Origin of the sequence: Rubrivivax gelatinosus, assembly GCF_004340905.1 — a bacterium.
Taxonomy (GTDB): Bacteria; Pseudomonadota; Gammaproteobacteria; order Burkholderiales; family Burkholderiaceae_C; genus Rubrivivax; species Rubrivivax gelatinosus.
The window spans coordinates 1-20,685 of the sequence record NZ_SLXD01000023.1 but is presented as its reverse complement, the minus strand read 5'-3'; the positions used below and the strand labels follow the sequence as shown (position 1 = coordinate 20,685).

Genomic DNA, 20,685 nt, shown 5'->3' with positions numbered 1-20,685 from the left:
GCCAGCATCGGCGCTCCACCACAGGAGCAGACGATGGCCAAGCCGATGTTCGACGCCGAGGCGCTGATTGCGATGTTCGAGACCGCCACCGCCCAGCAGGGCGCGCAGCTGCGCCAGGCGGTGACGCAGACCGCATTGACCGCGCTGCAGGGCCGCGAGCTGACGCTGAAGAACCTGCGTGCGACGGTCAAGGCCGTCGGCGACGCCGCCAGCGCCGGCGTGGCACGCAATGCGGTGGCCGGCGTCGACCCGACGGCGCTGCTGGACAGCGCCGTCGCCGGGCTCGACGCCGCGGTGCTGAAGGCCGTGGAAGCCAACCGCGTCGCGCTGCAGCGCCTGGTGCAGCAGGGCGCCGACCTGCGCGAGAAGCATCTGCAGAAGGCGCTGGACGACCTCGACAAGATGGAGGACACGCTGTTCGCGGCGCTGAAGAAGAGCGCCGCCGGCAGCGGCAGCAGTGTCGCCGCGGCCTGGGGCCCGGTGCTCGAGCGCCTGCAGGCCGGCGGCACGCTGTCGGGCGTGCAGGCCTCGCTGACCGCCGAGCAGATGGCCGAGCAGATGCAGGCGGCGATGCGCACGACGCGCCACGCCTCGGTGCGTGCCGCGCAGGCGCTGGCCGACAGCTACACGGCGATGGTCAGCGGCGTGCTGATCGGCCTGGCCGAGGCGCTGCAGTCCGCGCCGGCGGCCCCGGCGGTGGACGAAGCCCCGGCGCGCAAGACCGCGGCGCGCAAGCGCACGGCCTGAGCGGCCCGGCCGCCGCCTGCGCCGTGGGCGTGCCGGCGCAGGCGATGCGCTATCGTCCCGCGATGGCTGAGACCACCTTCTTCTGGCACGACTACGAGACCTTCGGCCGCGTGCCGCGGCGCGACCGGCCGGCGCAGTTCGCCGGCATCCGCACCGACGCCGAACTCAACGAGATCGGCGCCCCGGCGATGTGGTTCTGCCAGCCGCCGACCGACGCGCTGCCCGACCCCGAGAGCTGCCTGCTGACCGGCATCCTGCCGCAGCAGGCCTTGGCCGAAGGCGTCGCCGAGCGCGAGTTCGCCTCGCGCATCGAGGCCGCGCTGGCGGCGCCCGGCACGATCGGCGTCGGCTACAACAGCATCCGCTTCGACGATGAGGTCACGCGTTTCCTCTTCTGGCGCAACCTGATCGACCCCTACGCGCGCGAATGGCAGAACGGCTGCGGCCGCTGGGACCTGCTGGACGTCGTGCGTTGCTGCTGGGCGCTGCGCCCCGAAGGCATCGAATGGCCGAAACACGAGGACGGCCGGCCCTCGTTCAAGCTGGAGCACCTGACGGCGGCCAACGGCCTGGCGCACGAGGCGGCGCACGATGCGCTGTCCGACGTGCGCGCGACGATCGCGCTGGCGCGGCTGATCCGCCAGCGCCAGCCGCGGCTCTGGGACTTCTGCCTGAAGCTGCGCCACAAGGACGCGGTGCGCGCCGAGATCGGCGTCGGCCGGCCCTTCCTGCACCTGTCGGGCATGTACGGCGTCGAGAACGGCTGCATGGCCGTCGTCTGGCCGCTGGCGCCGCACCCGACCAACCGCAACGAGCTGATCGTCTGGGATCTGGCACAGGACCCGGCCGAACTCGCGTCGCTGGACGCCGAGACGGTGCGCCGGCGGATGTACACCAAGACCGAGGAGCTGGCCGCTGCCGGCGAGACCCGGCTGCCGATCAAGACCGTCCACCTGAACAAGTCGCCGATCGTCATCGGCAACCTGAAGACGCTGGGCCCGGCGCGCGAGCGCTGGGGGCTGGACCTGGAGCGCGCGCTGGTGCACGCCGAACGCGCCGCCGCGCTGGGCCGCACGCTGGAGCCGCTGTGGGCCCAGGTCTTCGCCAGGCCGGCGGCCGGCGCTCCGGTGGACGTCGACGAAGACCTGTACGGCGGTTTCCTCGGCGACGAGGACCGGCGCCAGCTGCAGCGCCTGCGCGGCCTGGACGGCGCGGCGCTGGCCTCGCGCCGCCCGGCCTTCGACGACCCGCGGCTGGAGGAACTGCTGTTCCGCTACCGCGCGCGCAACTTCGCCGACACGCTGGACGCCGACGAGCGCGAGCGCTGGGCGGCGCACCGCCACGCGCGCCTGATCGAGGGCGCCGGCGGCGCGCTGACGCTGCAGGCGTACGCCGAGCGCATCGACGAACTCGCCGAAGCGGCGGCCGAGCGTGACGACGAACGTGCGCAATCGCTGCTGGAAGCGCTGGTCGACTGGGCCGAGCAGCTCGCGCCCTGATCAGACCTGCATCGCGTGCCGCGCCAGGGCCTCGTAGGCCGGGCTGCAGGCGTCGGCGGCACGGGCCGCGTCGCCGGACAGTTCGACGCGGCGCTCGCGCGGCGGCTCGAAGCCGGTGGACTTCCAGACCGCGTCGTACCAGTGCGGCGCCCAGACGCCGTCGCTGGCGCGCGGGCCGGCCGGCCAGGCCAGCATGCGCTCGGTGAAGGGCAGGGCGAGGCGGGCGCACAGCGTGCGCAGATGTGCCTCGGGTGCGCGCAGGAAACGTTCGGCGTCGATCACCGGCGGCGCGGCGCCCAGCCGGTCGGCGATCTCGTCGAACAGCCGCGCCTGCTGCAGCAGGCCGATGTCCTCGGGCGCGACCGTCGCGCGCGACTTCAGGTAGCTGGCGACGACCAGCGCCGGGTCGCGGACCAGGAACACGTTCTCCAGCCGGTGCACCCAGCCCAGCTCCATGCCGGGCAGCAGGTGGTGGGTCATGTGCTTCTGGTACCAGACCGCGGCGCTGCCGGGCGCCGGGCCGTCGGCCAGCGCGGCGGCGACACGCCGCCAGTCGGTGTCGCCGGCGGCGATGACCTCGTCGCGGCCCGGATGGTCCAGTTGCGTGGCCTGAAGGTAGTGCGCGTACAGCGGCTCGTCGCTGACGGCGCAGTCGCCGCGGTTCTCCCAGGCGCGCATCATCGCCGTCGAGATGTTGCGCGGGCCGCTCCAGGCGGCGATGCGGCGCGGCTGATTCATGCCGCGCGGGCGGCGGCGCGCGCCGCGATGTCGCGCTGCACCAGGCCGGCGTAGAGCTCGCGCAGCCGCGCCAGCATCGGGCCCGGCCGGCCGTCGCCGATCGTGCGGCCGTCGACCGCGCGCACCGGCGCCAGCCCGGCGAAGGTGCCGGTGACGAAGGCCTCGTCGGCGCCGTAGACCTCGCTCAGGCTGAAGTTCTTCTCGCGCACCGGGATGCCGGCTTCCCGGCAGACCTGGATGACGTTGGCGCGTGTGATGCCGCCCAGGCAGTAGTCGCCGGTCGAGGTCCAGACCTCGCCGCGGCGCACGATGAAGAAGTGCGTCGAGTTGCAGGTGGCGACGAAGCCGTGCGGGTCCAGCATCAGCGCCTCGTCGGCGCCGGCGGTGGTGGCCTGGATGCAGGCGGTGATGCAGTTGAGCTTGCTGTGGCTGTTGAGCTTGGGGTCCTGCACGTCGGGGAAACCGCGGCGCACGTGCACGGTGAAGAGCGACAGGCCCTGGGCCAGCGTCTCGGGCTTGGCGGTCTTGAACTCGGCGATGATGACCACCGTGGCGCGGCCCATCGTCGCCCGCGGGTCCTGGTAGGGCGTGCGCTTGACGCCGCGCGTGACCATCAGCCGCGCGTGCGCGCCGTCGCCGTGCATGCCGTTGGCGGCGAGCGTGGCGTAGATCGCGTTGGTGAGTTCGGCGCGGTTCAGGCCGATGTCCATCGCCAGCGCCTTGGCCCCTTCGTAGAGCCGGTCGAGGTGGGCGTCGAGGAAGGCCGGGTGGCCGCCGAAGATGCGCAGGCCTTCCCAGACGCCGTCGCCGAGCACGAAGCCGCTGTCGAAGACCGAGACCACGGCCTCGTTGCGGTGTTTCAGCTCGCCGTTGACCCAGATGCGGATGTCGGCGTTGCGCGGGTCGTCGTGGAAGTCCTGGATGCTCTGTGCCATCGGCCCAGTGTACGCAGCGCGGGGTTTCTTCCCGATACGCCGGCCGTCACGGCGGCGGCGGCACAATCGTCCGCATGGAAGACGTGCCCACCCTGCAGACCCACCCGGTCTCCAAGATCCACCTCATCGGCGGCGAGAAGGGAGGCGTCGGCAAGTCGATGGTCTCGCGGCTGCTCGCCCAGTACTTCATCGACCACGAGCTGCCGTTCGTCGGCTTCGACACCGACCGCTCGCACGGCGCGCTGCTGCGCTTTTATGCCGAGTACGCGTCGCCGGCGCTGATCGACCGCTACGAGGCGCTGGACCGCATCGTCGAGACCGCCGTCGAGCAGCCCGGCCGGCGTGTGCTGGTCGACCTGGCGGCGCAGACCCAGGAGCCGCTGGTGCGCTGGATGGACGAGTCCGGCGTGCTCGACATGGCCGACCTGTCGGGCATCGCGCTCTACGCCTGGCACGTGATGGACAGCGGCCGCGACTCGGTCGACCTGCTGGCACGGCTGCTCGAGCGTTTCGGCCAGCGGGTGCAGTACGTGATCGTCAAGAACGAGCTGCGCGGCGACGACTTCGGCCAGCTCGAACGCTCGGGCCAGCTCGAACGCGCGCTGGGCCTGGGCGCCAGGATCGTCTCGCTGCGCCGGCTGCACGACGCGGCGGTGCAGAAGATCGACGCGCGCAACGCCAGCTTCTGGGCGGCGCGCAACGTCTCGGCGATCGACGGCCCCGGCCTGGGCATGATGGAACGCCAGCGCCTGAAGCTCTGGATGGCGCACGCCTACGGGCAGCTCGACAGCGTCGAGCCCTGAGTCAGCGCGACGCCGCCGACGCCGGCGCGGCGGCCGAAGCGGCCGGCGGCGGCGCCGAAGCGGCGGCCGAGGCCGCCGGCGCTGGCGGCTCGGGCTCGGCGGCGTCCAGCAGCCGCTCCACCGGCGCGTGTTCGGCCCACTCGGCATAACGCCAGTCCTGCGTGCCGTGCACCACGCCTTCGGGCGGCTCGGGCGTGGCCACCGGCACGCCGCGCAGCATCACCTGCATCGCGTCGATCCACATCGGCAGCGCCAGGCCGCCGCCGGACTCGCCGCTGCCCAGGCTGCGCGGCTCGTCGTAGCCCATCCACGCGACCGCGACGACCCCCGGCTGGAAGCCGGCGAACCAGGCGTCGACCGCGTCGTTGGTCGTGCCGGTCTTGCCGTAGAGGTCGGCTCGCTTGAGGCTGGCCTGCGCACGTGCCGCGGTGCCCACGCGCGTCACGTCGCCCAGCAGGCTGTTGACGAGGAACACGTTGCGCGCCGGCACGGCGCGTGTCTCCTCGTCCTGCGCCGGCGGCGGTGGCGCCTGCCAGATCGTCTGGCCCTCGGCGTCGGTGATGCGCTCGATGACGGTGGGCGTCACGCGCCAGCCGCCGTTGGCGAACACCGCGTAGGCCGACGCCAGCTGCATCGGCGTCGTGCTGCCGGCGCCGAGTGCCAGCGTCAGGTTGTCGGGCTGGCGCCTGGGATCGAAGCCGAAGCGCGAGGTCCACTGCAGCGCCTCGGCGATGCCCAGTTGGCGCACGACGCGGATGCTGACCATGTTCTTGGATCGCGTCAGCGCCTCGCGCAGCGTGATCGGGCCGTCGTAGCGGCCGTCCGAGTTCTTCGGGTCCCAGCCGCCGGGGTTGCCGTTGGCGTCGCTGCCCGACCAGGGTGCGTCGTCGACGACGGTGTCGGGCATCAGCCCGGCCTCGAAGGCCGCCGAGTACAGGAAGGGCTTGAACGACGATCCCGGCTGGCGCCAGGCCTGGGTCACGTGGTTGAACTGCTGGGCGCCGAAGTCGAAGCCGCCGACCAGCGCACGCACGCGGCCGGTCTTCGGGTCCAGCGCGACGAAGGCGCCTTCGGCCCGCGGCCACTGGGTGATGCTCCAGTCGGTGCGCTCGCCGCGGGTGCGGCCGGCCAGCCGGATGACGGCGCCGCGCGTGATCGCCAGTGCCTCCTTCGCCTTGGGCTGCAGCCCGGGTGCCGCGGCGCGCAGGCCGGCGCCGGTGATGCGCACCGTCTCGCCGCTGGCCAGCACCGCGACGACCTCCTTGGTGCCGGCTTCGGCGACGATGGCCACGCGCAGGTCCTCGTCGTCGTTGTGGTCGCGCAGCGCCTGGGCGGCGGCGCGTTCCAGGTCGCCGCCGGACGGCAGGTCCTCGTGGCCCTCGGGGCCGCGCCAGGGCTGGCGCGCCTCGTGGGCGATGACGGCGCGGCGCAGCGCCTTGTACGCCGCTTCCTGGTCGGCGGCACGCAGCGAGGTGTAGACGCGGATGCCCTGGGTGTAGGCCTTGTCGCCGACACGTTCGACGACCGCCTGGCGCGCCATCTCGGCGACGTGCGCGGCGTGCACCTCGACCTCGCCGGGCTTGCGCACCGCCAGCGGTTCCTGCAGCGCCTTGCGGTAGGTCGGCTCGTCGATGACGCCGGTGTCCAGCATGCGCTGCAGCACGATGGACTGGCGGCGCTTGGCACGTTCGAAGTTGGTGATCGGGTTGGCGTAACCCGGGTTCTGCGGCAGGCCGGCGAGCATCGCCGCCTCGGCGACGTCGAGCTCGTCGAGCGTCTTGCCGAAATAGACCTGGGCCGCGGCGCCGAAACCGTAGGCACGCTGGCCGAGGTAGATCTGGTTCAGGTAGAGCTCGAGGATCTGGTCCTTGTTCAGGCGCCGTTCGATCTCCAGCGCCAGCAGGGCTTCCTTGATCTTGCGTTCGGGCGTGCGTTTGGTCGACAGGAAGAAGGTGCGTGCGACCTGCTGCGTGATCGTGCTCGCGCCCTGCGGCATGCCGCCCGTGAGGTTGGCCCACAGCGCGCGCAGCAGCGCGCGGCCGCTGATGCCGCCGTGCTCGCGGAAGCGCCAGTCCTCGACGGCCAGCACTGCGTCCTGCATCAGCTTGGGCGCCTTGTCGATCGGCACGAAGACGCGGCGTTCGCTGCCGAACTCGGCGATCTCGACGCCGTCGGCGGTGAACACCTGCAGGTGCTGGCGCGGGCGGTAGTCCAGCACCTCGTCCAGCGGCGGCAGCCGCGTCGAGTACCACACGACCGAGGCGACGAACACCAGGACCAGCGCGCCGACGACGGCGCCCGCGCCGAGCGCGATCTTCTTCACCAGCGGCGACATCAGGACCTCGGTGCCGTGACGGCGGTACGAATTTGCTGGACAGGCTGGGGGGCGGGGTGCGGGCGTATCACGACATCAAGGTGTGCGGGGCCGCGAACGGAGGGCGCCGCCTGGTCACGTCAGGGCGAAGTGCGCAAGGGTAGCAAACGCCGGAAGGACGTCCGGCTTGCCTGCATGAAAGGCGGTGCAAGCTCGCAGGGGTAGGGAACCGTGCCGCCCGGGTGACGGCTGGCGGAATGGGGCTCTTTGGCGCGGGGCTCTGCCGGCAGGGAGTTCGAAGGGCGCCGGTCAGCGGCGTTTCGCAGATGTCCTGATCCCAGGACAGGATTCTTGAGTATCGGGCGACCGGGGAGACCTTCGAGCGCGAACAACGAATCCCTAATTCGAGAGGGCGCCGAAGTTGAGCAATCGATCGCACTCGGGCAGCATGGATGCGAATGAGAAGTGGTCGCAACACGGCCATGGGAGGGTGTAGTGAATCGACGCGAATGTTCTTTGGCGCTGCTGGCGATTTCGGGGCTGGGGTGGGTGGGGTCTGCTGCTGCGCATAGGCCGCAGTACAGCGCTCGAACTGCGCCTGATGTTCTGGGGCGTCGTGTGCTGGCTCGAGCGCTGGCCAACATTCAGCAAGGTGCGATCGATGCTGCGGATGTGCCTCGTGCAGTTCATGCGAACTTCGCGCAGCTCATCGATCAGAACATCGCAGGGCTGGACTCCGAGCATGCTCGTTCTCTGTGCAACGCGCTCAGCGCGTTCGAGTGGGAAAGGCTGGCAGCACTGTACGTGCGTGCGGCAAGCGACGCTCGGCGGCCGCTTGTCGCCCCATTGCTCTTGCGAAGTCGCCTGTCCTCGAGTGAGATGACCGCCGTCGAGTCTTGCTTTTCGCGTGCTGCCGCGCTGTCTCCGGTGTACTCGACATTGGGGGCCGGCCCTTATCTCGATATGACGCCCTACGAGATATATCTTTCCTTCAGAACCGCCCCGATCGGCTCACTCAGCGTTTCCGGCTCTCTCTATGAGTCCAGCATGCTCATTTCTCGGGAGTTGGCGGTTGCATTTGGTATCGGCTACGCTGTTGGCTCGTTCATCGCACCCTTGATAGAAACCTACGCGCCTTCTCTTTGGGATAGTATCGGTGGCGCCATATACGGTATTGTCGAATCCATATCTTCGGCGACAAATACACCTTCTTCGCTGGGTTCGGCGCAGGGCTCGGCGGCGTCGTGGTTTGATATGTCGGACGGCGGACATATGATGCAGACCACCGGCGGCGATTACGGGGTTGTCAATGCTTGGTTCAACTACTCCGGCGGGTCGTCCGGATGCAATGGCTGCCATGGATGAATCCTTGCCACGCCCCAAGGGGGCAGCTTGGCGAGCGACCTGGGGCGCTCTTCTGGCAGTTTCGCTGACTGCGTCGGTCCAGCCAGACTGGTTCGTCTCTCCGTGGGCGAGGAGTGCGCTGGTCCTGCTGGGCCTTATCTGCGCCGTCAGCGACTTGCTACGGCTGGAGTCGCGCCAACTTCTTCGCCGCCCTTTGATGCAGTTGATCCGTCATGTCCAGCGGGAGCGGGGCGCCGGCGGCGATGCCCTCCTCGGTCTTCTGGCCGCGACATCGTGGGCCATTGCGATCGTGATCTGCTTTACGCCTTAGTCCGCGCTTTCGGCGGCAGTTCGTAAGCTGTCACCGGCGCATTCTTCGCTGACAACAAAAAGGCCCGCCGTCGCTGGCGGGCCTTCGTGCGGAATGCGGGCCCTCAGACCGCGACCGTCTTCGCCGTCTCCGCGTATTCGGCGATCTGGTCGAAGTTCATGTAGCGGTACACGCTGGCGTCCTGGTTGATGATGCCCATCGCCTCGTGGTACTCGGCTACGGTCGGGATCTTGCCCAGCTTGGAGGCGATGGCGGCCAGCTCGGCCGAGGCGAGGAACACGTTGGTGTTCTTGCCCAGCCGGTTGGGGAAGTTGCGCGTCGAGGTCGACACCACCGTGGCCCCTTCACGCACCTGCGCTTGGTTGCCCATGCACAGGCTGCAGCCGGGCATCTCGGTGCGTGCGCCGGCGCTGCCGAAGGCGGCGTAGTGGCCTTCCTTGATCAGCTCGCTCTGGTCCATCTTCGTCGGCGGCGCGACCCACAGCTTGACCGGGATGTCGCGCTGGCCGCCCAGCAGCTTGGCTGCCGCGCGGAAGTGGCCGATGTTGGTCATGCAGCTGCCGATGAAGGCCTCGTCGATCTTCGTGCCGGCGACCTCGGACAGCGTCTTCGCATCGTCCGGGTCGTTCGGGCAGCAGAGGATCGGCTCCCGGATGTCGGCCAGGTCGATCTCGATGACCGCAGCGTACTCGGCGTCGGCGTCGGCCTGCAGCAGCGAGGGCCGGGCCAGCCAGGCCTCGACCTTCTCGATGCGGCGCTGCAGCGTCTTCGCGTCGGCGTAGCCGTCGGCGATCATGTTCTTCATCAGCACGACGTTCGAGCGCAGGTACTCGGCGATCGGCGCTTCGTCGAGCTTGATCGTGCAGCCGGCGGCCGAGCGCTCGGCCGACGCGTCGCTCAGCTCGAAGGCCTGTTCCACCTTCAGGTCGGGCAGGCCCTCGATCTCGAGGATGCGGCCGCTGAAGACGTTCTTCTTGCCGGCCTTGGCGACGGTCAGCAGCCCGGCCTTGATGGCGTACAGCGGGATCGCGTGCACCAGGTCGCGCAGCGTGACGCCAGGCTGCATCTGACCCTTGAAGCGCACCAGCACCGACTCGGGCATGTCCAGCGGCATCACGCCGGTGGCGGCACCGAAGGCCACCAGGCCCGAACCCGCCGGGAAGCTGATGCCGATGGGGAAACGCGTATGGCTGTCGCCGCCGGTGCCCACGGTGTCGGGCAGCAGCAGGCGGTTGAGCCAGCTGTGGATGACGCCATCGCCCGGGCGCAGCGCGACGCCGCCGCGGTTGCTGATGAAGGCGGGCAGCTCGCGGTGGGTCTTCACGTCCACCGGCTTCGGGTAGGCCGCCGTGTGGCAGAAGCTCTGCATCACGAGGTCGGCGCTGAAGCCCAGGCAGGCCAGGTCCTTCAGCTCGTCGCGCGTCATCGGGCCGGTGGTGTCCTGGCTGCCGACGGTGGTCATGCGCGGCTCGCAGTAGGTGCCCGGGCGGATGCCCTGGCCCTCGGGCAGGCCGCAGGCACGGCCGACCATCTTCTGCGCCAGCGTGAAGCCGCGGCCGCTGTCCTGCGGCGCGACCGGCAGGCGGAAGGTGGTCGACGCCGGCAGGCCGAGGAAGTCGCGCGCCTTGGCGGTCAGCGAGCGGCCGATGATCAGGTTGATGCGGCCGCCGGCGCGCACCTCGTCGAGCAGCACCTCGCTCTTGAGCTGGAACTCGGCGACGGTCTCGCCGTTCTTCAGCAGCTTGCCGTCATAGGGGAGGACCTCGATGACGTCGCCCATCTCGAGCCTGGAGACGTCGACCTCGATCGGCAGCGAACCCGAGTCTTCCTGCGTGTTGAAGAAGATCGGCGCGATCTTGCCGCCCAGCGTGACGCCGCCGAAACGTTTGTTCGGCACGAACGGGATGTCCTGGCCGGTGGCCCAGATGACGCTGTTGGTCGCGCTCTTGCGCGACGAGCCGGTGCCGACGACGTCGCCGACGTAGGCCACGAGGTGGCCCTTGGCCTTCAGCTCGTCGATGAACTTCATCGGGCCGCGCTTGCCGTCTTCCTCGGGCCGGAACGCCGCGTCGGGCCGCGTGTTCTTCAGCATCGCCAGGTAGTGCAGCGGGATGTCCGGGCGGCTCCAGGCGTCGGGCGCCGGCGACAGGTCGTCGGTGTTGGTCTCGCCGGGCACCTTGAAGACGCTGACGGTGATCGACTTCGGCACCTCGGGGCGGGTGGTGAACCACTCGGCGTCGGCCCAGGACTGGATGACTTCCTTGGCCTTCGCGTTGCCGGCCTTGGCCTTGGCTGCGACGTCGTGGAAGTAGTCGAACATCAGCAGGGTCTTCTTCAGCCCCGCGGCGGCGACGTCGGCGACCTCGGCGTCGTCCAGCAGTTCGATCAGCGGATGCACGTTGTAGCCGCCGACCATCGTGCCCAGCAGCTCGGTGGCCTTGGCCTTGGACACCAGGCCCGCCTTCAGCTCGCCGTGGGCGACGGCGGCCAGGAACGAGGCCTTGACCTTGGCGGCGTCGTCGACGCCCGGCGGCACGCGGTGCGTCAGCAGGTCCAGCAGGAAGGCTTCTTCGCCGGCGGGCGGGTTCTGGATCAGCTCGATCAGCGCAGCGGTCTGCGCGGCGTCCAGCGGCAGCGGCGGGATGCCGAGCGCGGCGCGTTCGGCGGCATGTTGGCGGTAGGCGGTCAGCACGGGCGTTCTCCTGCGGCAGGGCGGGTTTCGGGGCGGGCCCCCGGCCTCGCCTCCTGTATTTTATGTCTTATATAAGACTTGAGACGATGATCGGGGTGATCGACGGCACGGTTCAGGCGTCGGCGAAGAAGGCGCGCCGCACCTCGGCGGGCAGCTGCGCGCCGTCGCGGGCGGAGGTCTGGTGGGCGCGCTCCAGCACCTGCCAGAAGTAGCGGTAGCTGGCGCGGTCGTGCAGCGTGTCGCGGTGGCGGATCGGTGCCCAGCCGGCGGCCTGGGCGGCGAAGACGATCTCGATCGCCTGGTCGACCTCGGCGGTGGTCGGCGCGAAGGCGTCGACGATGGGCCGGATCTGCGACGGGTGAATGCTCCACATGCGCGTGTAGCCCAGCCGGCGCGCGGCCTTCTCGGCGGCCGCGGCGATCGCCTTCCCGTCCTTGAACTCGGTGACCACGCAGTGCGAGGGCACCTTGCCCCAGCCGTGGCAGGCGGCGGCGATCTCGAGCTTGGCGCGCAGCACCAGCGGGTGCTCGAACTGGCCTTCGACGCCCATCGCGCTCTGCGGGATCGCGCCGCGGTGCGCCGAGACGAAGTCCATCAGCCCGAAGGACAGCGACTCGACGCGCGGGTGCGCGGCCAGCGCCTGCACCTCGCGCAGCGCGCCGTGGGTCTCGACCATCGCGTGCAGCGGGATCGTGCGCGCCAGGCCGTGGCGGCGGGAGGCCTCGTCGACCACCGCGGCGGCGCGCTCGAAGTCGGCCAGACCACGCGGTTTGGGGAGCATCAGATAGGCCAGACGCGCGCCGACGCGGCCGACGACGAGGTCGGCCACCTGCTCGAAACGCGGGTGGTCGACGGCCTGCAGCCGGATGCCGACGCGGCCGTAGCGGTTGTCCGGCCCGGCGACGAGTTCGGCCATCAGCTCGGCGTGCTCGAGTTCGCCGCCGACCGGCGCGCCGTCCTCGCCGTCGAGCGTGACGTCGAAGATCGGCCCCAGTTCGGCCTGCAGCGCCAGGCTCTTTCGCATGCGCGCCTCGACGCCGCTGTAGTGGTCGCAGACCGGCAGGGCGGGGGCGACGAGTTCGTCGGGGTCGAACAGCGCCTGGCGGGGGTGGACAAGCTCGGTCATCGCGTCTTCCGGTCGTGGAAACGAAAACGGCGCCCGTTGCCGGGCGCCGTCGATTGTTGGGGGCGCGGCGCGATCCGCGCAAGCGCCCGCCGCTGCCGTCAGAGCAGGTCCTGGACGGCGTCGCGCTCGCCGATCAGCTCGGCCAGCGTCTTGTCGATGCAGGCTTGCGAGAACTCGTCGATCGGCAGGCCTTCGACGATCTTGTACTCGCCGTTCGTGCAGGTGACCGGGAAGCCGAACATCACGTCCTTCGGAATGCCGTACTCGCCGTTGCTGGGCACGCCCATCGTGACCCATTCGCCGTGGGTGCCCAGGGCCCAGTCGCGCATGTGGTCGATGGCGGCGTTGGCAGCCGAGGCGGCCGAGGACACGCCACGGGCGGCGATGATCGCCGCGCCGCGCTTGCCGACGGTCGGCAGGAACACGTCCTGGTTCCAGGCCTGGTCGTTGATCGTGTCCTTGACCGAGGCGCCGTCGATGGTCGCGAAGCGGTAGTCGGCGTACATCGTCGGGCTGTGGTTGCCCCAGACGGCCAGCTTCTTGATCGCCGACACCGGCTTGCCGGTCTTGGCGGCGATCTGGCTGGCGGCGCGGTTGTGGTCCAGGCGCAGCATGGCGGTGAAGTTGCCGGGCTTGAGGTCCGGCGCGCTTTTCATCGCGATGTAGGCGTTGGTGTTGGCCGGGTTGCCGACGACCAGCACCTTGACGTCACGCGAGGCGACGGCGTTCAGCGCCTTGCCCTGGGCGGTGAAGATCTGGGCGTTGGCGGCCAGCAGGTCGGCGCGCTCCATGCCCGGGCCACGCGGACGGGCGCCGACGAGCAGCGCGTAGTCGGTGTCCTTGAACGCGGTCATCGGGTCGGAATGGGCTTCCATGCCGGCCAGCAGCGGGAAGGCGCAGTCCTCGAGTTCCATCATCACGCCGCGCAGCGCTTCCTGGGCCTTCTCGACCGGGAGCTCCAGCAGCTGCAGGATGACGGGCTGGTCCTTGCCCAGCATCTCGCCCGAGGCGATACGGAACAGCAGGGCGTAACCGATCTGGCCGGCAGCGCCGGTAACGGCCACGCGGACGGGCTTCTTGCTCATGGGGAGGCTCCTCAGGATGGGGTGTTGGTCGAGGCGCTGGGCATTTTAGCGACGGCGCTGACACCACTCTTATGTCTTATGTAAGACAATCGAGCCATGCCCGACGCCGCCCCGGTCGCCGACCCCACCCCGTCCTTCAGCCCGTTGTACCAGCAGATCAAGGGTCTGCTCGTGCGCGGCCTCGAGAGCGGCGAGTGGAAGCCCGGCGACGCCATCCCCAGCGAGATGGAGCTGGCGGCACGATTCAAGGTCAGCCAGGGCACGGTGCGCAAGGCGATCGACGAACTCGCCACCGAGAACCTGCTGATCCGTCGCCAGGGCAAGGGCACCTTCGTCGCCACGCATGCCGAGGAGCGCGTGCAGTATCGCTTCCTGCGCCTGCGCCCCGACGACGGCGGCGCCGGCAGCATGCAGCGCCGGCTGCTGGACTGCCGCCGCATGCGTGCGCCGCTGGACGTCGCGCGCGCGCTGGACCTGAAGGCCGGCGAGACCGCGGTGCAGCTGCGCCGCCTGCTGCTGGCCGACGGCCGCCCGGTCGTGCTCGACGACATCTGGCTGCCCGGCACGCCGTTCAAGGGATTGAGCATCGAACGCCTGCAAGGCTGGCGCGGGCCGATGTACCGTCTGTTCGAGACCGAATTCGGGGTCCGGATGATCCGGGCCGAAGAGAAGATCCGCGCCGTCGGCGCGGCAGAGGAGGAGGCCGAAGCTCTGGCGGTGCCCCTGGGTGCGCCTTTGCTGTCGGTCGAGCGCCTGTCGTTCACCTATGGAGACCGGCCCGTCGAACTGCGGCGCGGGCTTTACAACACGTCTTCCCATCACTACCGCAACGAGCTTTCCTGAACCGCCCAGTTCCGTGTAAGCCTGCCGCGCTGGAATTAGACTCTTTGCGTTGCCGCAAAGCAGCGACGCCGGTGCGACCGAACAGGACAACCCCCATGGCAAGTACCCAACGCCCGGTCTATCGCAACATCCACATCACGCAGCTCGCCAGCTACCGGCTACCGCTCGCCGGCTTCGTGTCGATCCTGCACCGCATCAGCGGCGCCCTGATGTTCGTGTTGCTGCCCTTCGTCATCTGGCTGTTCGACAACAGCCTGACCTCCGAGATCTCGTACGACACCTTCACCTCGGCCTTCGTGGCCGGTGTCGGGTTCGTGCCCGCCTTCCTGGTCAAGCTCGTCGTCCTGGCCTTGATCTGGTCCTATCTGCACCACCTGATCGCCGGCATCCGCTACCTGTGGATGGACGTCGCGCACGCCTACTCCAAGCAGAACGGCCGCTCCTCGGCCATCGTGACGCTCGCGCTGAGCCTGCCGCTCACCGCCTTGCTGGGCGCCAAGCTCTTCGGCCTGTACTGAGGTCACTCCCATGTCCAAGAACTACGGTCCCGAGCGCCTCGTCGTCGGCGCCCACTACGGCGCGCGCGACTGGCTCGCGCAGCGCATCACCGCCGCGGTGATCGCCGTCTTCACCCTGGTGCTGCTGGTGCAGCTGCTCGCGCCGGGCCCGCTCGGCTACGACCGCTGGGCCGGCATCTTCTCGGCACAGTGGATGAAGGTGCTGACCTTCGTCGTCATCGTGTCGCTCGCGTGGCATGCCTGGATCGGCATCCGCGACATCTGGATGGATTACGTCAAGCCCGCAGCCGTCAGGCTGACCCTGCAGGTGCTGTCCATCGTCTGGCTCGTCGGCTGTGCCGGCTGGGCCGTGCAAGTGCTCTGGAGACTCTGACGATGGCCCTCGCCCATCTTCCCAAGCGCAAGTTCGACGTCGTCATCGTCGGTGCCGGTGGTTCCGGCATGCGCGCCTCGCTGCAACTGGCCCGCGCGGGCCTCAACGTCGCCGTGCTGTCCAAGGTCTTCCCGACGCGTTCGCACACCGTCGCGGCCCAGGGCGGCATCGGCGCCAGCCTCGGCAACATGTCCGAGGACAACTGGCACTTCCACTTCTACGACACCGTCAAGGGCTCCGACTGGCTCGGCGACCAGGACGCGATCGAGTTCATGTGCCGCGAGGCGCCCAAGGTCGTCTACGAGCTCGAGCACTTCGGCATGCCGTTCGACCGCAACCCGGACGGCACGATCTACCAGCGCCCCTTCGGCGGCCACACCGCGAACTACGGCGAGAAGCCGGTGCAGCGCGCCTGCGCCGCGGCCGACCGCACCGGCCACGCGATGCTGCACACGCTGTACCAGCAGAACGTCAAGGCGCGCACCAACTTCTTCGTCGAGTGGATGGCGCTGGACCTGATCCGCGACAGCGAAGGCGACGTGCTCGGCGTCACCGCGCTGGAGATGGAGACCGGCGAGGTGCACGTGCTGCAGGCCAAGTGCACGCTGTTCGCAACCGGCGGCGCCGGCCGCATCTACGCGGCGAGCACCAACGCCTTCATCAACACCGGCGACGGCCTGGGCATGGCCGCGCGTGCCGGCGTGCCGCTGCAGGACATGGAGTTCTGGCAGTTCCACCCGACCGGCGTGCACAACGCCGGCGTGCTGCTGACCGAAGGCTGCCGCGGCGAAGGCGCGATCCTGCGCAACGCCAACGGCGAACGCTTCATGGAGCGCTACGCGCCGACGCTGAAGGACCTCGCGCCGCGCGACTTCGTCTCGCGCTGCATGGACCAGGAGATCAAGGAAGGCCGGGGCTGCGGTCCGAACAAGGACTACATCAACCTCGACATGACCCACCTGGGCGGCGAGACCATCCTCAAGCGCCTGCCCTCGGTCTACGAGATCGGCCACAACTTCGCCAACGTCGACATCACGAAGGAAGCGATTCCGGTCGTGCCGACGATCCACTACCAGATGGGCGGCATCCCGACCAACATCCACGGTCAGGTCGTGGTGCCCAGGGACGGCACGCCCAACGCGGTGGTCAACGGCTTCTACGCGGTGGGCGAGTGCTCCTGCGTCAGCGTGCACGGCGCCAACCGCCTGGGCACGAACTCGCTGCTGGACCTGCTGGTCTTCGGCCGCGCCGCCGGCAACCACATCGTCGCCAGCGCGCTGGCCAGCCGCAACCACAAGGACCTGCCGGCCGACGCCGCCGACCGCTCGCTCGAGCGTCTGGCGCGCCTGGAGGCCTCGAGCTCGGGCGAATACGCCCAGGACGTCGCCAACGACATCCGCAAGTCGATGCAGCAGCACGCCGGCGTGTTCCGCACGCAGGCCGTGATGGACGAAGGCGTGGTGCAGATCGCCGCGATCGCCGAACGCGTCAAGCACATCGGCCTGAAGGACAAGAGCAAGGTGTTCAACACTGCGCGCATCGAGGCGCTGGAGGTGGACAACCTGATCGAGGCCGCGCAGGCGACGATCGTCTCGGCCGCCGCCCGCCACGAGAGCCGCGGTGCGCACACCGTCAACGACTACGGCGACACCCCGCAACACCCGAACGGCCGCAACGACGAAGAGTGGCTCAAGCACACGCTGTGGTTCAGCGAAGGCAACCGGCTCGACTACAAGCCGGTCAACCTGAAGCCGCTGAGCGTGGACAGCGTCCCGCCCAAGGTCCGTTCGTTCTAAGGCACAGGTTCCGACATGACGCTCCGTACCTTCCAGCTCTACCGCTACGACCCGGACAAGGACGCCAAGCCCTACATGCAGACGCTGCAGGTCGAGCTCGACGGCAGCGAACGCATGCTGCTGGACGCGCTGATCAAGCTGAAGGCGGTCGACCCGTCGCTCAGCTTCCGCCGCAGCTGCCGCGAAGGCGTGTGCGGGTCCGACGCGATGAACATCAACGGCAAGAACGGCCTCGCGTGCCTGACCAACATGCGCACGCTGCCGGGCACCGTCGTGCTGCGCCCGCTGCCGGGCCTGCCCGTGATCCGCGACCTGATCGTGGACATGACGAACTTCTTCAAGCAGTACCACTCGATCAAGCCGTACCTGATCAACGACGAGCGCCCGCCCGAGACCGAGCGGCTGCAGTCGCCCGAGGAGCGCGAGGAGCTCAACGGCCTGTACGAGTGCATCCTGTGCGCGAGCTGCTCGACGAGCTGCCCGAGCTTCTGGTGGAACCCGGACAAGTTCGTCGGCCCGGCCGGCCTGCTGCAGGCCTACCGTTTCATCGCCGACAGCCGCGACCAGGCGACCAGCGAGCGCCTCGACAACCTCGAGGACCCGTACCGCCTGTACCGCTGCCACACGATCATGAACTGCGTCGACGTCTGCCCGAAGGGGCTGAACCCGACGAAGGCGATCGCCAAGATCAAGGAAATGATGGTCCGCCGCGCCATCTGAGACAAGAAAAGCGACTACAGCTCATGGACGAACGTCTGGACCCCAACGATCTCGGCCGGCTGCGCTGGCGCTGCCGCCGGGGCCTGCTGGAGAACGACCTCTTCGTCGAACGTTTCTTCCGTGATCACGAGGCGACGATCACGAAGCGGCAGGCCCAGGGGCTGATGGCCCTGATGGACCTGCCGGACAACGATCTGCTTGACCTGCTGCTCGGCCGTCGAGAGCTGCAGGGCGAGCTGGATCGCCCCGAAGTGCACGAGGTGCTGGCGCAGATGCGCCGTCCCACCCTCCCTGCTTCCGCCTGAGCTCAAGAAAGGCCTCGACATGACCCCCTCCGACGTGAAAGCCACCCTGTCGTTCTCGGACGGCAGCCCGAGCATCGACCTGCCCCTGTACAAGGGCAGCATCGGCCCGGATGTCATCGACATCCGCAAGCTCTACGGCCAGACCGGCAAGTTCACCTACGACCCGGGCTTCCTGAGCACGGCGTCGTGCCAGTCGACGATCACCTACATCGACGGTGACAAGGGGGAGCTGCTGTACCGCGGCTATCCGATCGAGCAGCTCGCCACGCAGTGCGACTTCCTGGACACCTGCTACCTGCTGCTGTACGGGGAACTGCCCAACGAGCAGAAGCAGAAGGACTTCCACAAGCTCGTGTCCGAGCACACGATGGTGCACGAGCAGATGCAGTTCTTCCTGCGCGGCTTCCGTCGTGACGCGCACCCGATGGCGGTGCTGACGGGCCTGGTCGGCGCGCTGTCGGCCTTCTATCACGACAGCACCGACATCACGAACCCGACGCACCGCGACATCGCGGCGATCCGCCTGATCGCCAAGATGCCGACGCTGGTGGCGATGGCCTACAAGTACGGCGAGGGCCAGCCCTACGTCTACCCGCGCAACAAGCTCTCGTACGCCGGGAACTTCATGCGCATGATGTTCGCGACGCCCTGCGAGGACTACGAGCCCAACGAGGTGCTGGTGCGTGCGATGGACCGCATCTTCATCCTCCACGCCGACCACGAGCAGAACGCGTCGACCTCGACCGTGCGCCTGTGCGGCAGCTCGGGCACCAACCCGTTCGCGGCGATCGCCGCCGGCGTGGCCTGCCTCTGGGGCCCGGCGCACGGTGGCGCCAACGAGGCCGCGCTGAACATGCTGGAGGACATCCAGCGCAACGGCGGCGTCGAGAAGGTCGGCGAGTTCATCAAGCAGGTGAAGGACAAGAACTCGTCGGTCAAGCTGATGGGCTTCGGCCACCGGGTCTACAAGAACTACGACCCGCGGGCCAAGCTGATGCGCGAGACCTGCCACGAGGTGCTGGGCGCGCTCGGCCTGGAGAACGATCCGCTGTTCAAGCTCGCGATGTCGCTCGAGAAGATCGCGCTGGAGGACGAGTACTTCGTCGCCCGCAAGCTCTACCCGAACGTCGACTTCTACTCGGGCATCGTGCAGCGCGCGATCGGCATCCCGGTGTCGCTGTTCACCGCCATCTTCGCGCTGGCGCGCACGGTGGGCTGGATTGCCCAGCTCAACGAGATGATCGGCGACCCCGAGTACAAGATCGGCCGTCCGCGCCAGCTCTTCGTCGGCTCGGAACGCCGCGACGTCCCGCCGCTCGCGCAGCGCTGACCCCCGGGCGATGAGTTGGCTGGCGCGGCTGTTCGCGCCGCGGCGCCGGGAGGCGCCGCGCGTGGCGGTCCTCCCTTCGGTGCCGGCCGCTGCGCCGTCCTCCACGCCGCCGGCCTCGGCGGCGTTTTCCATTCCGCTGGCCTGCTGGCTGCTCGGTGCCGACCAAGCTGCCGGCCCCGGGCCCACGCCGGTCGAGGGCGCCGCGCTGGAACGCCTGGATGCCGTGCTCGCCCAGCCCGGCCTGCCCGAGGATCTCCTGCCACGCGCCGCGGCGCTGGTGCCTCAGCTGCTGGCGATGCTGCGCCAGGGCGACGAGCTGCCGGTGTCTGCGCTGGCGCAGCGTGTCGCGCGCGACGCGGTGCTGTCGGCCGAGGTGCTCAAGCTCGCCGGCAGCGCCTACTACCGCGGCCGCGGCGAGGCCAGCGACCTGCAGCAGTCGATCTCGCTGATCGGCGTGCAGGGCCTGCACACGGTCATCGCACGTGTGGTGCTCAAGCCGATCTACGACCATGCGCCGGGCCCCTGGAGCCGCGCCGCTGCGCCGCGGTTGTGGTTGCATGCCGAAGCGCTGGCCGCCGAATGCGCACTGCATGCCGAGGCCGTGCCGGTCTTCGACGCCTACCTCACCGGCCTGCTGCACGACAGCGGCTGGACCGCGGCGATGAATCTGCTCGACCGCTCCGGCGTCGAGTTCGGGGTGCCGAGCGAGGCCTTCGCTGGCGCACTCGAACGCCGCGCCTACCGCCTCTTCGGCCGCGCCGCACGGCGCTGGGCGATCACGCCGGCCTTCGCCGAACTGGGCGCGGACACGCTGCGCTACTCCCTGGGCACCAGCCCCCATCCGCTCGCCGTGGTGCTGCGCGAGGCGATGCCGGCGGCGCTGGAACGCGTGCGCGCCGAGACAGCCTGAAAACGGCGAGGCCCGGACTCGCCGGGCCTCGGGCAGGAGAGCGAACGCCGCTCAGATCAGCTTCTGCAGCAGCCGCCCCATCTCGGAGGGGTTGCGCGTGATCGTGAAGCCGCACTCTTCCATGATCGCCAGCTTGGCGTCGGCGGTGTCGGCGCCGCCGGAGATCAGCGCGCCGGCGTGGCCCATGCGCTTGCCCGCCGGCGCGGTGACGCCGGCGATGAAGCCGACCACCGGCTTCTTCATGTGCTCCTTGCACCAGCGCGCCGCGTCGGCTTC

At 69.4% G+C, this 20,685-nt stretch carries 18 protein-coding genes and 1 pseudogene; 12 read left to right on the top strand and 7 right to left on the bottom strand.

Going from position 1 to position 20,685, the window contains the following annotated elements; all coding sequences use genetic code 11:
- The first annotated feature begins 33 nt into the window (after positions 1-33).
- The gene (locus EV684_RS23170) at positions 34-747 is read left to right on the top strand and encodes a DUF6781 family protein (protein WP_132649716.1); all 714 of its coding nucleotides are present in this window, start codon (positions 34-36) and stop codon (positions 745-747) included.
- Between the two features lie 62 nt (positions 748-809).
- Entirely contained in the window at positions 810-2,246 is a 1,437-nt protein-coding gene (gene sbcB / locus EV684_RS23165; RefSeq protein ID WP_132649715.1) for an exodeoxyribonuclease I, read from the top strand.
- On the opposite strand, the gene EV684_RS23160 is transcribed toward sbcB, so the two are convergent.
- Both EV684_RS23160 and EV684_RS23155 read right to left on the bottom strand, forming a co-directional pair.
- Positions 2,247-2,984: a sulfotransferase-like domain-containing protein gene (locus EV684_RS23160; protein WP_132649714.1), complete on the bottom strand. Its 738-nt coding sequence runs from the start codon at positions 2,982-2,984 to the stop codon at positions 2,247-2,249. It abuts the gene before it with no gap.
- Positions 2,981-3,919 carry an aminotransferase class IV gene (locus tag EV684_RS23155; protein WP_132649713.1) on the bottom strand — a complete coding sequence of 313 codons (939 nt, stop codon included), beginning with the start codon at positions 3,917-3,919 and terminating at the stop codon, positions 2,981-2,983. The genes EV684_RS23160 and EV684_RS23155 overlap by 4 nt, the downstream gene beginning before the upstream one ends.
- Positions 3,920-3,993: 74 nt before the next feature.
- Between EV684_RS23155 and EV684_RS23150 the strand changes: the two genes are divergently transcribed.
- Positions 3,994-4,722 (top strand): P-loop NTPase family protein, encoded by a 729-nt coding sequence (locus tag EV684_RS23150; protein ID WP_132649712.1) that lies wholly within the window; start codon positions 3,994-3,996, stop codon positions 4,720-4,722.
- A 1-nt stretch (position 4,723) separates the two neighbouring features.
- On the opposite strand, the gene EV684_RS23145 is transcribed toward EV684_RS23150, so the two are convergent.
- The gene (locus tag EV684_RS23145) at positions 4,724-7,057 is read right to left on the bottom strand and encodes a penicillin-binding protein 1A (protein WP_132649711.1); all 2,334 of its coding nucleotides are present in this window, start codon (positions 7,055-7,057) and stop codon (positions 4,724-4,726) included.
- Positions 7,058-7,531: 474 nt separating this feature from the next.
- Between EV684_RS23145 and EV684_RS23140 the strand changes: the two genes are divergently transcribed.
- The gene (locus EV684_RS23140; protein ID WP_132649710.1) at positions 7,532-8,401 is read left to right on the top strand and encodes a hypothetical protein; all 870 of its coding nucleotides are present in this window, start codon (positions 7,532-7,534) and stop codon (positions 8,399-8,401) included.
- 413 nt (positions 8,402-8,814) lie between these two features.
- Here EV684_RS23140 and acnB read toward each other — a convergent pair whose 3' ends face one another.
- The 3 genes from acnB to EV684_RS23125 all read right to left on the bottom strand — a co-directional run bounded on the left by acnB (position 8,815) and on the right by EV684_RS23125 (position 13,614).
- Complete coding sequence (acnB, locus tag EV684_RS23135) at positions 8,815-11,403, bottom strand: bifunctional aconitate hydratase 2/2-methylisocitrate dehydratase (protein WP_132649709.1); 2,589 nt, start codon at positions 11,401-11,403, stop codon at positions 8,815-8,817.
- A gap of 112 nt (positions 11,404-11,515) precedes the next feature.
- A complete protein-coding gene (locus tag EV684_RS23130; protein WP_132649708.1) occupies positions 11,516-12,529 on the bottom strand; it encodes an HpcH/HpaI aldolase/citrate lyase family protein in 1,014 nt (337 codons plus the stop codon).
- Positions 12,530-12,627: 98 nt separating this feature from the next.
- Entirely contained in the window at positions 12,628-13,614 is a 987-nt protein-coding gene (locus EV684_RS23125) for a malate dehydrogenase (protein ID WP_132649707.1), read from the bottom strand.
- Positions 13,615-13,710: 96 nt separating this feature from the next.
- Here EV684_RS23125 and EV684_RS23120 point away from each other — a divergent pair, with 96 nt between their 5' ends.
- The 8 genes from EV684_RS23120 (at position 13,711) to EV684_RS23085 (ending at position 20,409) form a co-directional block, all read left to right on the top strand.
- Positions 13,711-14,457: a GntR family transcriptional regulator gene (locus tag EV684_RS23120; protein WP_132649706.1), complete on the top strand. Its 747-nt coding sequence runs from the start codon at positions 13,711-13,713 to the stop codon at positions 14,455-14,457.
- A 95-nt stretch (positions 14,458-14,552) separates the two neighbouring features.
- A complete protein-coding gene (sdhC, locus tag EV684_RS23115) occupies positions 14,553-14,975 on the top strand; it encodes a succinate dehydrogenase, cytochrome b556 subunit (protein ID WP_132649705.1) in 423 nt (140 codons plus the stop codon).
- 10 nt (positions 14,976-14,985) lie between these two features.
- Positions 14,986-15,348 (top strand): succinate dehydrogenase, hydrophobic membrane anchor protein, encoded by a 363-nt coding sequence (gene sdhD, locus EV684_RS23110; protein WP_132649704.1) that lies wholly within the window; start codon positions 14,986-14,988, stop codon positions 15,346-15,348.
- Between the two features lie 2 nt (positions 15,349-15,350).
- Complete coding sequence (gene sdhA / locus EV684_RS23105; RefSeq protein ID WP_132649703.1) at positions 15,351-17,144, top strand: succinate dehydrogenase flavoprotein subunit; 1,794 nt, start codon at positions 15,351-15,353, stop codon at positions 17,142-17,144.
- A gap of 15 nt (positions 17,145-17,159) precedes the next feature.
- Complete coding sequence (locus EV684_RS23100; protein ID WP_132649702.1) at positions 17,160-17,864, top strand: succinate dehydrogenase iron-sulfur subunit; 705 nt, start codon at positions 17,160-17,162, stop codon at positions 17,862-17,864.
- Positions 17,865-17,887: 23 nt separating this feature from the next.
- Positions 17,888-18,169, top strand: coding sequence for an FAD assembly factor SdhE (locus EV684_RS23095; protein ID WP_132649701.1), 282 nt, complete (start codon positions 17,888-17,890; stop codon positions 18,167-18,169).
- A gap of 19 nt (positions 18,170-18,188) precedes the next feature.
- Complete coding sequence (gene gltA / locus EV684_RS23090; protein WP_132649700.1) at positions 18,189-19,499, top strand: citrate synthase; 1,311 nt, start codon at positions 18,189-18,191, stop codon at positions 19,497-19,499.
- 10 nt (positions 19,500-19,509) lie between these two features.
- On the top strand, positions 19,510-20,409 hold the full coding sequence (locus tag EV684_RS23085) for an HDOD domain-containing protein (RefSeq protein ID WP_132649699.1): 900 nt from the start codon (positions 19,510-19,512) through the stop codon (positions 20,407-20,409).
- Positions 20,410-20,460: 51 nt separating this feature from the next.
- On the opposite strand, the pseudogene EV684_RS23080 reads toward EV684_RS23085, so the two are convergent.
- Positions 20,461-20,685, bottom strand: a pseudogene (locus EV684_RS23080) (succinate--CoA ligase subunit alpha); the annotation flags it as partial.